Annotated in this window: 14 protein-coding genes and 1 pseudogene; 6 read left to right on the top strand and 9 right to left on the bottom strand. The window is 54.7% G+C overall.

Annotated elements, in window-relative coordinates:
• Nucleotides 1-151: 151 nt before the first annotated feature.
• The 3 genes from AXW79_RS01435 to AXW79_RS01445 are packed head-to-tail and all read right to left on the bottom strand — an operon-like array spanning nucleotide 152 to nucleotide 1,147.
• On the bottom strand, nucleotides 152-673 hold the full coding sequence (locus AXW79_RS01435) for a phage regulatory CII family protein (RefSeq protein ID WP_063977632.1): 522 nt from the start codon (nucleotides 671-673) through the stop codon (nucleotides 152-154).
• A 4-nt stretch (nucleotides 674-677) separates the two neighbouring features.
• The gene (locus tag AXW79_RS01440) at nucleotides 678-935 is read right to left on the bottom strand and encodes a hypothetical protein (protein ID WP_005314512.1); all 258 of its coding nucleotides are present in this window, start codon (nucleotides 933-935) and stop codon (nucleotides 678-680) included.
• A gap of 23 nt (nucleotides 936-958) precedes the next feature.
• Nucleotides 959-1,147, bottom strand: a complete 189-nt coding sequence (locus tag AXW79_RS01445; RefSeq protein ID WP_005314513.1) for a Cro/CI family transcriptional regulator — start codon at nucleotides 1,145-1,147, stop codon at nucleotides 959-961.
• A 101-nt stretch (nucleotides 1,148-1,248) separates the two neighbouring features.
• On the opposite strand from AXW79_RS01445, the gene AXW79_RS01450 reads away from it, so the two are divergent.
• The 4 genes from AXW79_RS01450 (at nucleotide 1,249) to AXW79_RS01465 (ending at nucleotide 5,268) form a co-directional block, all read left to right on the top strand.
• A complete protein-coding gene (locus AXW79_RS01450) occupies nucleotides 1,249-1,932 on the top strand; it encodes a LexA family protein (protein ID WP_005314514.1) in 684 nt (227 codons plus the stop codon).
• 26 nt (nucleotides 1,933-1,958) lie between these two features.
• Nucleotides 1,959-3,611, top strand: a complete 1,653-nt coding sequence (locus AXW79_RS01455) for a DUF4041 domain-containing protein (RefSeq protein ID WP_011898587.1) — start codon at nucleotides 1,959-1,961, stop codon at nucleotides 3,609-3,611.
• Between the two features lie 210 nt (nucleotides 3,612-3,821).
• Nucleotides 3,822-4,877 (top strand): site-specific integrase, encoded by a 1,056-nt coding sequence (locus AXW79_RS01460; protein ID WP_005314526.1) that lies wholly within the window; start codon nucleotides 3,822-3,824, stop codon nucleotides 4,875-4,877.
• A gap of 28 nt (nucleotides 4,878-4,905) precedes the next feature.
• Nucleotides 4,906-5,268 carry a DUF7079 family protein gene (locus AXW79_RS01465; RefSeq protein ID WP_005314527.1) on the top strand — a complete coding sequence of 121 codons (363 nt, stop codon included), beginning with the start codon at nucleotides 4,906-4,908 and terminating at the stop codon, nucleotides 5,266-5,268.
• Nucleotides 5,269-5,709: 441 nt separating this feature from the next.
• Here the strand turns inward: AXW79_RS01465 and AXW79_RS01470 are convergent, their stop codons facing one another.
• Nucleotides 5,710-6,666 carry a LysR family transcriptional regulator gene (locus AXW79_RS01470; protein WP_227534428.1) on the bottom strand — a complete coding sequence of 319 codons (957 nt, stop codon included), beginning with the start codon at nucleotides 6,664-6,666 and terminating at the stop codon, nucleotides 5,710-5,712.
• A gap of 119 nt (nucleotides 6,667-6,785) precedes the next feature.
• Here AXW79_RS01470 and AXW79_RS01475 point away from each other — a divergent pair, with 119 nt between their 5' ends.
• Nucleotides 6,786-7,559: an SDR family NAD(P)-dependent oxidoreductase gene (locus tag AXW79_RS01475; RefSeq protein ID WP_005314532.1), complete on the top strand. Its 774-nt coding sequence runs from the start codon at nucleotides 6,786-6,788 to the stop codon at nucleotides 7,557-7,559.
• Between the two features lie 153 nt (nucleotides 7,560-7,712).
• Here the strand turns inward: AXW79_RS01475 and AXW79_RS21935 are convergent, their stop codons facing one another.
• The 5 genes and pseudogenes from AXW79_RS21935 to AXW79_RS01495 all read right to left on the bottom strand — a co-directional run bounded on the left by AXW79_RS21935 (nucleotide 7,713) and on the right by AXW79_RS01495 (nucleotide 10,311).
• A complete protein-coding gene (locus AXW79_RS21935; RefSeq protein ID WP_005314534.1) occupies nucleotides 7,713-7,889 on the bottom strand; it encodes a DUF3606 domain-containing protein in 177 nt (58 codons plus the stop codon).
• A 135-nt stretch (nucleotides 7,890-8,024) separates the two neighbouring features.
• A pseudogene (locus AXW79_RS01480) lies at nucleotides 8,025-8,272 on the bottom strand (GlsB/YeaQ/YmgE family stress response membrane protein).
• Nucleotides 8,273-8,352: 80 nt separating this feature from the next.
• Entirely contained in the window at nucleotides 8,353-9,117 is a 765-nt protein-coding gene (locus tag AXW79_RS01485; protein ID WP_011898588.1) for a UDP-2,3-diacylglucosamine diphosphatase, read from the bottom strand.
• Nucleotides 9,114-9,824 (bottom strand): DUF4269 domain-containing protein, encoded by a 711-nt coding sequence (locus AXW79_RS01490; RefSeq protein ID WP_005314538.1) that lies wholly within the window; start codon nucleotides 9,822-9,824, stop codon nucleotides 9,114-9,116. Before AXW79_RS01490 ends, AXW79_RS01485 begins: the two co-directional genes overlap by 4 nt.
• Nucleotides 9,814-10,311 carry a peptidylprolyl isomerase gene (locus tag AXW79_RS01495; protein WP_005314539.1) on the bottom strand — a complete coding sequence of 166 codons (498 nt, stop codon included), beginning with the start codon at nucleotides 10,309-10,311 and terminating at the stop codon, nucleotides 9,814-9,816. Before AXW79_RS01495 ends, AXW79_RS01490 begins: the two co-directional genes overlap by 11 nt.
• A 191-nt stretch (nucleotides 10,312-10,502) precedes the next feature.
• Between AXW79_RS01495 and cysS the strand changes: the two genes are divergently transcribed.
• A complete protein-coding gene (cysS, locus tag AXW79_RS01500) occupies nucleotides 10,503-11,879 on the top strand; it encodes a cysteine--tRNA ligase (RefSeq protein ID WP_005314540.1) in 1,377 nt (458 codons plus the stop codon).
• Nucleotides 11,880-12,196 lie beyond the last annotated feature (317 nt).

Below are 12,196 nucleotides of genomic sequence, written 5' to 3' on the forward strand. Positions count from 1 at the left end.
CCAGTCTGTATCCAGACTTGAGCGCGTCATGCCGAATAGTTCGCGCAGCATCAGGCAACCGGCTGTATTCATTTCGATTTGCTCTAGGGGCGTAATGCCCGCCAGATTGCGTTGCTCGGTATTTGGTTGTTGCATGGTGGGTTCCTCCTTTTCACATGGTCATGCTTTGGATCATGATGTCTGCTGCGCATGCCAGGGCTGGTACCGCCTGAAAGCGGGTTTCAACGTCATGGATCAAGATGGCGAGTGAGCCCATGGCCGACGTGGCCACGCTCACCAGGGTGTTGCGTTCAGAGCGGGTGATCCGGCCGCGTTCGGTCAACTCCAGCGCACGCTGGCCAATGCTGGCGATCTTGGCGTTCAGGTCGATCGCCTGATGGGGCAGGGAAGGGGCACGATCTGCCTTGGGGATCACCACGGCAGTGAGGCCACACTCCATCAGCATGCCGTCGAACAGGGTTTCGTCCCCCTCGGTGGCGTGGTAGATGGCCACCAGTTCCCTGGCTGTGAGTTGATGGGGCTGAGCAGGGTTGAGCTTGTTGCGAAGCAGCTGCTCGCCAATACCCGCTGCGCGTGCCACCTTTGCCAGTGAGTAGCTGGCGGTGAAGCGCGAACAGGCGGAATCGAAGTGCTGTAAAAAATGTGGCTGTTTGGTGGTGCTTTGTTCAAACATGGCCTTAAGCCTCCTGTTTGCGCGACACTTTGGGTGTGCGGACAGGCTTGGCGGCAGGCACAGTACCTTGCTGATTCATGGCCTGCTGGGTGTAGAGCACCAGGTTGATCAGTACTTTTTCAGCACGACCCTGCTTGGGCATGATGGGGATACGACCGGCTCGCACGTAGTTCTCTACAGTGCGTTGGGTCAGGCCGGTACGCTCAGAGAAGCTTTCGACCGTACAGACCGGGGTATCGATATGAATAGGGGCGATGATCATGGTTTTGCCTCCTGCGGCTTAAGTTACGCGCGGCCTTGCGCGGCTTGGGACTGATCGGCTTTCAACTTGCCGCCGGTCAAAACTTCGATTTGGTAGGCACGACCTTTCGGAATGATGTCTCCCCAGCGAGATACAGCGGGCTCTGAAATGTTCAGATTTCTGGCCAGCTCTGCAGCGCTTCCGAAGTAACTGATTGCATCCTCTTTTTTCATAATCGTCCTTTTTCGACCTTAAGTTAGGATTGTTTGAAGGCTAACTTAACTTCGGTAAAGGATCAACCTTTTGTTCGGATTGCCGAGGTTAAGCTAGAGCGATGACAATTAGTGATCGCATTTTCAGTAGACGAACGGCTCTGAATCTTTCGAAGACGGCACTTGCTAAAGCTATTGGTGTGAGTGATGTTTCGGTGGGGAAATGGGAGTCCGGTTTAAACCAGCCAAAAGGCCGCTATCTCAATGACTTAGCGGCAGCGCTGGGGGTGACGGTTGACTGGCTTTTGGCTGGTAGCGGTGATGGACCAGAGCAGCCGATACCTGGTTATCACAACGTCGAACCGGCAGTAATACCGCAGGGCAGGCGGATCCCCGTGATCAGCTATGTCCATGCGGGCAACTGGCGCGAGATGTGCGAGCAAGCCACTACCTTTGATGGCAATGTTGAGTATGTGACGGCTAGCGTCGACATTGGGCCCTGTGGTTTTGGCCTCTGGATGCGTGGCGATTCCATGTTGCCGCAGTTCAAAGAAGGGGATTTGATCATCGTTGATCCCGATGAAGTCCCCCAGCCAGGGGATTACGTTGTGGCGAGGAACGGCAACAATGAAGCTACCTTCAAGAAGTATCGGCCCCGCGGTGTCGACGAGAACGGGCAAGAGGTGTTTGAACTTGTCCCCCTCAACGATGATTACCCCTCCATGCACTCCGACAGGCAGCACATCCAGATCATCGGCGTGATGGTAGAACACAGATCATATAGAAAAAGACAAACAGGGCGCTAATGCGCCCTTTTAAATTTGGAGAGAACATGAGTAGTAGTGATATTACGCTAATAATAATACTGGCAATTATTGTATTGCCGTCTGTTGGGTGGTTTATTTCATCAAGAAAAAAAAAGAAAATTGCCATTGAGCGAGACTTAGCTAGGAAGGAAGCTGAAACAGCGAAAGGGGATGTGACTCGACACCGAAATTTAATTGCAGCATTAGAGGAGCGGTTACAGCCAATTATTGACATGGAGGTTCATGTTCAGAAACTTCATGATGATGCCAAAAAACAAGTTAAGCAGATGACGATTGAGGCCGATATTTTACTCGCTAAATCGAGAGAAATATTAGAATCAGCACAAGAAAATGCTAGGGCCCAAGCCCAGCCATTTATTGATGAGGCTAAAGCGTTACGCATAAAGGCTAGAGAAACGGTTGATGCGGCTAATGCAAAGGCTCAATTAATAGAGCAACAGTGTAGGTTAGAAGCTGAAAAAATGATCTCGTTTGCAAATAAACGAGCTGAGGAGATTGCGGGTAATGCAATCGAAGCAAGGGACAAGGCTGAACAATATGAGTCAGCTATTCGAGCTATGCGAAATACTATTGATGGTTATAAAGACGAATATATTATCCCCAATCATTCTGTACTAGATGATCTTGCTGATGAATTCAGCTATAAAGAAGCTGGTGAAAAATTAAAAGCAGCTCGTAAACGTGTTAGTAATTTAGTGAGAAATGGTCTTGCTGGCGAGTGTGACTATGCCGAACCTCATCGTCGAACAAATGCAATCCATTTTGCTGTAGATGCCTTTAATGGCAAGGTTGATACGGCTTTAGCAAAAGTAAAATTTGATAATTATGGAAAGATAAAACAAGAAGTTGTGGATGCTTTCGCCTTAGTGAATCATAACGGTGCGCCTTTCCGAAATGCCCGCATTACTCATGAATATCTTGATGCCCGTCTTGATGAGTTGAGGTGGGCTGTTGCTGCTTATGAACTTCAACGCCAAGAGCGTGAAGAGCAAAAGGCTATCCGTGATCAGATGCGTGAAGAAGAACGGGCCCAGCGAGAAATAGAAAAGGCAATTCAAGACGCAGAAAAAGAAGAGCGGATGTTACAAAAAGCCTTAGAAAAGGCTCGTAAAGAACTTGCCTCGGCTAACGATGAGCAACGACAGCAATTTGAGGCCCAGTTGGCTGAGTTAGAAGAGAAGTTGAAAGAAGCAGAGTCTCGAGGTGAAAGGGCTCTATCTATGGCCCAACAGACACGAAGAGGCCATGTTTATGTGATCAGTAATATTGGAAGTTTTGGTGAGCAGGTATTTAAGGTTGGTATGACTCGTCGTTTGGAGCCATTAGATAGAGTGAAGGAGCTTGGCGATGCCTCTGTACCATTCGAGTTTGATGTACATGCAATAATTTATAGTGAAGATGCTCCTACACTGGAAAAAGAACTCCATCGAGAATTTGAGCTAAAAGCGGTCAATCGTGTAAATCCTCGCAAAGAATTTTTCCGCTTGCCTTTGATAGAAATCCGTCAATCGGTTGAATCTCGTGGCTTGTCGGAAGTCCATTGGACTATGAAAGCAGAAGCAGCGGAATATCATGAATCACTCAGTATTTATAATAAAGAGCGCACTTTTGACTCGAAAGAATTTATTGACAATAAGGAAGTATCCTTTGCCATGTAAAGTTAAATACTTTATTTGTCAGAGTTAAACATCATTGGGCACTGGTAACAACGCAGTGTCCAATTTTTATATGGCTTCCGTACCGAATTACAACCAAAAGTAGTCTTACCAAGTCGGATAAACCACCCAGTGAATTTGTTTGAATACAAACTAAACAATCCCTATCACCACTAATAACTGTATATAATGACAGTGTTTTGTGGAGGGACTATGGCAGTAAGAAAACAATCATCCGGCAAGTGGCTGGCCGAGATCTATCCGGAAGGGCGGCCCAGCAAGGCCAATCCCAACGCGCCGCGTGTGCGCAAGCAGTTTGCCACCAAGGGGGAGGCGCTGGCGTTCGAGCGCTTTGTACTGGATCCAGACAAGGGTAAGCCCTGGCTGGAAGGGCAGGGGGAGCCGACCGATGGTCGACACCTCTCCGATCTGGTCGAACTCTGGTTTGGTCGCCATGGTCAGAGCCTGCGCGATGGCGAGGCTCGCAAATCCAAGCTGCTGACTGTTTGCAATTCCTTGGGGGATCCGCTGGCGGTCAATTTCTCCGCTCGCGACTTTGCCGCCTATCGTGAAGCCCGGCTGTCTGGCGATATCAGCGACCGGCGCGCCATTAATCAAAAGAAGCAGGGTGTCACCCCTAACACGGTCAACCGCGAGCACGCTTACCTGCGTGCGGTGTTCAACGAGCTCAAGCGACTAGGGGAGTGGCAGGGGGAAAACCCGCTCGATGGTCTGCGGGCCTACAAGGTGGCCGAGTCCGAGCTCGCCTTTCTCTATCTCGATGAACTCAAGAGCCTGCTGGCCGCCTGCGTTGAGAGCCCCAATACCGATCTGCTGATGGTGGTGAAACTTTGCCTTGCCACTGGTGCTCGCTGGTCTGAAGTAGAAGAGCTGACCCAGTCCCAAGTATCCCCCAACCGAGTGACCTTCACCCGCACCAAGAGTAAGAAGAGCCGCAGTGTGCCCATCAGCCCCGAACTCTATGTCCAGTTGCCCAGAAAGCGTGGCCGCCTGTTCAGTGACTGCTATCGAGCCTTCGAGATGGTGGTCGAACGGGCAGGGCTGGAGCTGCCACCCGGACAGAACACCCACGTACTGCGCCACACCTTCGCCAGCCACTTTATGATGAACGGCGGCAACATCCTGGTGCTGCAGAAAATCCTCGGCCATTCCACTATTGCCATGACCATGCGCTATGCCCACTTTGCCCCCGATCACCTTGAAGATGCCGTTCGTTTGAATCCTCTTGCTGTTTGTGGATTACACTGAGCTGGTGCTGTGGGCATAGGGCACGGTCATGAAAGAAATAATGTCAGATATCGCGCTGTGCGAGGCTCTCTCAGGGCTTTTTGTCGATGATGATATCGATTATCGGAGCATCGTCAGAGTGGCGCGTACTTTTCCGACCACTCATGTGGAGAAGGTCCTATTTGAGTGGGTGGCACCAGTCTGTTACATCAATATGTTGGCCCCGGATTCAGCGGTTTGGTCTGGTTTTGAACGTGATGCGCTTTGGGCTGAGATCCAGTGCTTATTGGCGGTCGAAGCGGGGGCTCGCCTTCCTAGAAGGCTGTTAATCAGAATCAGGTCGTTTTATCTGAGAAGGCTGTTTGCCGATGAATGGCGCAAGCTGTCGGCTCTGCTGGCAGAGAAGGGATAAAAGTGGCGACAGAGTGGCGACAAAATTTCAAATGGGTGGTCATTTTTGGCCGTCATTGGTTGTATAACTCATTGATTTTTATGTAAGTCCTTGTTTTATATTAGGGTCAAATCAGATTTAAAATCCCTCGACGTTCGCGTCGTGCCGGTTCGATTCCGGCCTCGGGCACCATTAAAATCAAAGACTTACGAAGTCCACTAGCAATAGTGGCCTTTTTGTTTTCCTCCCAGTGTCCACATTGAGATCACCCCCCCGAATCTTGTGCTCCATGCTTTACCGCGCTGCGACCACGATTAATCGTGCTTACTTAACAGAAGGTCGCATTATGCGCGGTCAGGCTGGCAGATAGAACAAAGGGGGGGCGGATGCCTCTTGATGATTTCACAACCAGGCCAGACATCATTTATCTGTACAGATCTAGTTATCACCTTTTGCTCATGCTCAAGGCACTGACGCACAGGAAATCTGAACTGTGTCATATGACGTTGTTTCCGTGCCGCTTAAAAACGGCAAGCGGAAGCAATCGATCACAGCTTTTAGTGCCGCAGGCAACTGCCTGTGGCCGGGATAATAGAGAAAGAAGCCGGGGTAGGTGATCGACCCGTCTGCCAGAACCCGTATCAGTCGGCCGGTTGTCACTAGGTCATCGTGTTCGGGGCTTTGCGCTGTATAGACCAGTCCTATGCCGTCCAGCGCGAGGCGAGTCATCATGCTGACGTTGTCGACCGTCACAGGGCCGCTAACCGGAACTGCGATTTGCCTGCCATCTTTTTCGAATTCCCAGCGGTATAAGGACCCTCCTGTGATTTCCCGACGTCCGATGCACAAGTGATGCTGTAAATCGGCGGGGGTCAGCGGGATGGCGTGCCGTTCGAAGTACGCCGGTGAGCCATACACTGCAGAATGGAAATCTGCCGTCAGACGAACCGCACTCATATCTTGCTGAACATCGCTGCGAATGCGTACACCGGCATCAAAGCCTTGGCTGATGATATCCACGAAGCCGTCGTTGGTAGCCAGCTCCAGCTGGACATCAGGATACTGATGGCAAAACTTCTGCAACTGCGGCAGAAATATCATGTCAGCTGCGATCCTTGGCGTGTTGATCCGCACCCTTCCCTGTGGGCTTTCCCTGAACGCATTTACTTTCTTGACGGCATGCGCAATAACGTTGAATGCCGGGGCTATCTCTGCCAGCAGGGCCAGACCTGCCTGGGTCGGCGAAACGGTACGGGTGGTACGGTTCAGCAATCTGACGCCGAGCCGCTCCTCCAGCGCACGCAAGGCATGGCTGAGCGTTGATGCCGTCAAATTCAGGCGTGCCGCTGCTTTGCGAAAGCTTTTCTCTTCCGCAACCGCAACAAATGCAGTCAGTTCTCCAAATTCATTTGTTCGCACTGCGTTTCCCATTGCTGAATACAGGCCAGTAAATCATGCGATATAAGGTGGCTTATTCGTGACAATAAAGCCACCTATAGTCTGACCTCCATCGAGTCTTTCATTAACGAGGTACAGAGATGATTCAATCATTACGTCTGCAAGATAGTGTCGCGCTGGTTACGGGGGGCGGAAGTGGAATTGGTCGGGCAGCGGCGCTGGCGTTTGTCCGTGATGGTGCAAAAGTCGTGGTCGCCGGACGACGGGAGCTTGAACTGCTGGAGACTGTCGATTTGATCCGCGCCCAGGGAGGGGAAGCGCTTGCGGTGCCAACAGACGTAACGGACAGTGCTCAGGTGAAGGCGCTGATTGCTGTGACGCTGGCTCATTTTGGGCGCCTTGATGCGGCCTTCAATAACGCAGGGGTGGAGGGGGTTGCGCCGATCAGCGAGATGACGGAAGTTGAATTTGATCGCGTGATCGCCACCAATCTGAAAGGGGTCTGGTTGTCAGTGAAATATGAGCTGGAGGCGATGACGGCAGCCGGTTGCGGCGGCGCTATCGTCAATACGTCATCTTGGCTGACTCAAGGCGCGAGTGTTGGCTCGGCGGCGTATTCCGCCAGCAAGGGCGGGCTGGATGCCATGATCCGCGCCCTTGCGCTGGAAGCCGGCCCTCATGGCATCCGCATCAATAACGTTAATCCCGGCATCATCAACACGCCGATGGCACAACGGATGGGGGCGAATGAAGAGACGCTCAAGCCTTTTGTGAGACTGACACCGGCAGGGCGTATCGGTGGGGCTGACGATGTTGGCGACGTGGTTGCCTGGCTGTGCAGCGACGAAGCCCGATTCATCACAGGTCAGAGTCTGCTGGTCGATGGCGGTTTCACCATTGCCGGATTGCGTTAAGCCAGGATGGGTGCTGGCCTGATGCGCTCGACCTTGATCCGTTGTGAGCCTGTGTCCGTGCTGTGATCCTGCGCCTGACTGAGCATGATGGCGATGACCCATGCAAAAAGCCCCTCGCGGGGCTTTTTCAGCGGATTACCATTTCTCGAACGGTTACTTCTTGAGGTGTTTTCGGATGGCCTTGCCCGAGGTTCCGACGGCTTTCACCGCTCTTTTCAGCTGTACTTCGGTGCACTCGAAGGTCTTGATCCACAGCTTCATCTCATAGGGGTCGTTGACGTTGATGCTCTTGGCGTCAAGGGGATGGGCTAGGGTGTTGTTGTCAGGCATACGAACCATCAACTGATGGAAATGGCTGGCGAGAAAGAAGTTTCTGCCTGGTCGCCATCATCCCCCATATACCCATGCCGCATGGTGACGAGCTTCACACAACCCTGTACCCGTTCAAGATAAGGGTGGGGACGATTAGCTGCGGATCTTGTTGAACACGAACAGCACTATCAGTGCCCCCATGGTCGCGATGGCGATGCTGGAGAGGTTGAAACCTGTCCTGAGCCCAGGCCCAGCAGGGTACCGACATAGCCGCCCACCATGGCGCCGATGATCCCCAGCAGTACCGTCATGAAAAAGCCGCCGCCATCACGGCCCGGCATGATCCACTTCGCCAGAATACCCACCAACAGCCCCAACACGATCCAGGTGATAAATCCCATGGCCAACTCCTCGTTATCTATGTGAGCTCACATTATAGGGGAGGGGGAGACGGTGCGAAGGGCTGGCGATGGTCGGCTGGTCACAGATTGTCGGACTCATGGGCCCCGGCAGGATTGAGCGATGGCAAGGTGCGCTGTTCCAGCCGCTGCTCGCCCGGGCTGCATACCAGCACGGATCCCTGCTCGAACCAGTCTCCCAGCACAATACGGCGGGCAGGTTGACCGTCGAGCGTGAAGTCGTGAATGGCGGGCCTGTGGGTGTGACCATGGATAAGCAGCTGGCAGCCGTGCTGGCGCAGCAGTGCGTCCACCGCCGCTGGCGTCACATCCATGATGGTCTGGCTCTTTTGAACATTTTCCATCTGGCTTTGGCCACGCATCTTGCAGGCGATGGCAAGGCGACGAGTGAGGGGCAGGCGCAAGAAGAGCCAGCGCAGCCATTTGAGCTGGGTGATGCGGCGAAGTTTCTGATAGCCCAGATCCAGGGTGCAGAGCAGATCGCCGTGGCTCAGCAGCACCCGCTCCCCATAGAGGTCGATCACGCAAGGATCAGCCAGCAGTGTCATGCCTGATCGCTTGGCAAACTGCCGGCCCAGCAGAAAGTCGCGGTTGCCGTGGATAAAGTAGATGGACACGCCGCGCTGGCGCAGGGCCGCAAAGGCATCGGCGATGGCGTGATGGAGCGGATTGGGGTCATCGTCGCCAATCCAGAATTCAAACAGATCCCCCAGCACATAGAGGGCATCGGCACCGGGGGCGTCGCGCTCCAGAAAGCGCACCAGGGCGGCCGTCATGTCGGGCCGATCGCTGCACAGGTGAATGTCACTGATAAAGAGGGTGCTCATGATGGTGTGCAAGGGGCCCTGATAACTGGATGGCTGGAAAAAGTGGCTGGCTGAGCAGAGGGTGCCTGTGCCTGAGGCTGCCAGTCAAGCTGGTCAAGGTCGCGCCCCTCCAGCGTCAACAGCGCCTGATAAGGGTCGCCGGGCAACTTCAGCAGGCGGCAGATGGCCGCTTCCCCTTTCAGCCCTTGTTGCAGGCGCAAGGTGCGCAGTGTCTGGTAAAAGTCGTGGCCAAAGTGCTCTATCAAGGCGGCCATCAGGCTGAGGTGGCGCCAGCCGTTGAGGGTATCGACCCGCGCCGGGGTCACATAGAGCTCGATGGGCCAGGGGGTGCCCTCGCCATTGATCAGGGTCTGCTCCAGCAGCCAGATGTCGCTGCCAAGGGCGCGGCTCTGCCACTGACGTTGGGCAAGCAGGTCGGCAAGGGCGGCGGGATCGCTGTGCTGGCAGAGGATGTCGAGATCGCTGCCTGGCCGGTCAAGCCCTATGGCCAGGGTGCTCACCAGCGCCACATCCAGACACAGGCTCTGCAACTCACCCCACAGGGGTGTGTCGTTCAGCAGGGCATGGGCCGCGCGCTGGCGAGGATTGCCCCGGGCCAGATAGTCGAGGCGGCGCCAGTTCGGGCCGGCGGTCAAGCGCGCAGATGGAAAAACTGCGGCCGGGGCCGCAGTCAGTTCATCTCGCAGAAGGCAGAGATCAGTCTGCAAGGGTCACCTTGGTGATCACCACGTCTTCTACCGGTACATCCTGGTGCATGCGGCCGGCGTTGCCGGTCTTGACGGCTTTGATCTTGTTGACCACGTCCATGCCGGCGGTCACTTCACCAAATACGCAGTAGCCGAAGCCCTGGGTGGTGGCGGATTTGAAATCGAGGAAGTCGTTGTTGCTCACGTTGATGAAGAACTGGGCACTGGCAGAGTGCGGCTCCATGGTACGGGCCATGGCGACGGTGCCGACCTTGTTGGACAGGCCGTTGGCTGCTTCGTTCTTGATGGGAGCGCGGGTCTCTTTCTCTTCAAAACCGGGGGCATAGCCGCCGCCCTGGATCATGAAACCGTCGATGACACGGTGGAAAATGGTGTTGTCGTAGTGACCGTCACGGCAGTATTGCAGGAAGTTGGCCACGGTTTCCGGGGCTTTTTCGGCGTTCAGGGTCAGAGTGATGTCGCCGTGGTTGGTGTGCAGAGTAACCATGATATGTCCTTTCAAATGTGGCGCGGGCGCGAAGGTGGCTCGCGGCTATGGCATAAAGTGGTGGCAATTCTAGCCCATCAAGGGGCTGCGGCATAGATGGCACGCAGGATCCGGCCTGTTTTCTGCCTCGTTTTCTCCACAGGATGCGGGTAGAATGGCAGGCCATTTTACTCACAGGCAGTGGTTATAAGATGCTGAAGATATACAACACACTCACTCGTCAAAAAGAAGAATTCAAACCTATCCACCCGGGCAAGGTGGGAATGTATGTGTGTGGCGTCACTATCTACGATCACTGTCATATCGGCCACGGTCGCACCTTCGTCGCCTTCGACGTGGTGGCCCGTTACCTGCGTTACTGCGGTTATCAGCTCAACTATGTGCGTAACGTCACCGACGTGGATGACAAGATCATCAAGCGCGCCGCCGAGACCAACGTCACCTGCGACGATCTGACCGAGCGCCTGATCGGCGACATGCACCAGGATTTTGATGCCCTCGGCATGGTGCGCCCTGACGTCGAGCCCCGCGCCACCCAGCACATCAGTGAAATCATCGAGCTGGTAGAAAGCCTGATCGCGCAGGATCACGCCTACGTGGCCGACAACGGCGACGTCATGTTCATCGTTGACTCCTACGCCGACTACGGCAAGCTCTCGGGCCAGGATCTGGAGCAGCTGCAAGCCGGTGCCCGGGTCGGGGTGGTGGATGCCAAGCGCAACCCGCTCGACTTCGTGCTGTGGAAGATGTCCAAGCCTGGCGAGCCGACCTGGGAAAGCCCCTGGGGCCCGGGTCGTCCTGGCTGGCACATAGAGTGCTCCGCCATGAACTCCAAGCACCTTGGCAACCACTTCGACATCCACGGCGGCGGCTCCGATCTGCAGTTCCCGCACCACGAGAACGAAATTGCCCAGTCCTGCTGCGCCCACGGTGGCGACTACGTCAACACCTGGATGCACAGCGGCATGGTGATGGTGGATAAAGAGAAGATGTCCAAATCCCTTGGCAACTTCTTCACTATCCGCGATGTGCTGGCTCACTACGATGCCGAGAGCGTGCGTTACTTCCTGATGTCCGGCCACTACCGCAGCCAGCTCAACTACTCGGAAGACAACCTCAAGCAAGCCCGCGCCGCGCTGGAGCGCATGTACACCGCCTTGCGCGATCTGCCGGTAGCCGCTGCTGCCGGTGGCGACGAGCAGGTGGCTCGTTTCGTTGATGCGATGGACGATGACTTCAACACCCCGGAAGCCTACTCGGCCCTGTTCGATCTGGTGCGCGAGATCAACCGCCAGAAAGCCGAAGACATGAGCGTGGCCGCTGGCCTGGGCGCCCGTCTGCGCGAGCTGGGCGCCGTGCTCGGCATACTGCAACAAGATCCGGACGCCTTCCTCAAGGGTGACGAAGCGGATGAAGAGGTTGCCGAGATCGAGCGCCTGATCGCCGAGCGCAATCAGGCCCGTGCCGACAAGAACTGGGCCGCTGCCGACGCCGCTAGAGCCCGTCTCACCGAGATGGGCATCGTGCTGGAAGACAGCGCCGGCAAGACCAGCTGGCGCCGTGCCTGAGGGCGGTTGGCCTGTTGGCGTCTGGTGCCAACAGGTTGAGCCAATAAAAAAACCGCAGCCCTTGGGCTGCGGTTTTTGTTTGTGGCCTGCCGAAGCCTCGGCATCCTTCGGTCTGATCTCCTCGCCCCTAAATAGCTGTTCCGAATAGTATATCACCGGAGGAAGGGAACTCAGTCCAGTTTGTGCGATCTCATTAGTCGCCAAACAAAACAAGCCACACCCAAAGGACTGAGTTGATGCCTATCCTACCACCCCTGCCACGACCACAACTGCGCCGCATTCACAAAATCATCAATGCCACCCGTGATAAAGGACAT

The sequence above is a fragment of the Aeromonas salmonicida subsp. salmonicida genome (genome assembly GCF_001643305.1).
GTDB lineage: Bacteria > Pseudomonadota > Gammaproteobacteria > Enterobacterales > Aeromonadaceae > Aeromonas > Aeromonas salmonicida.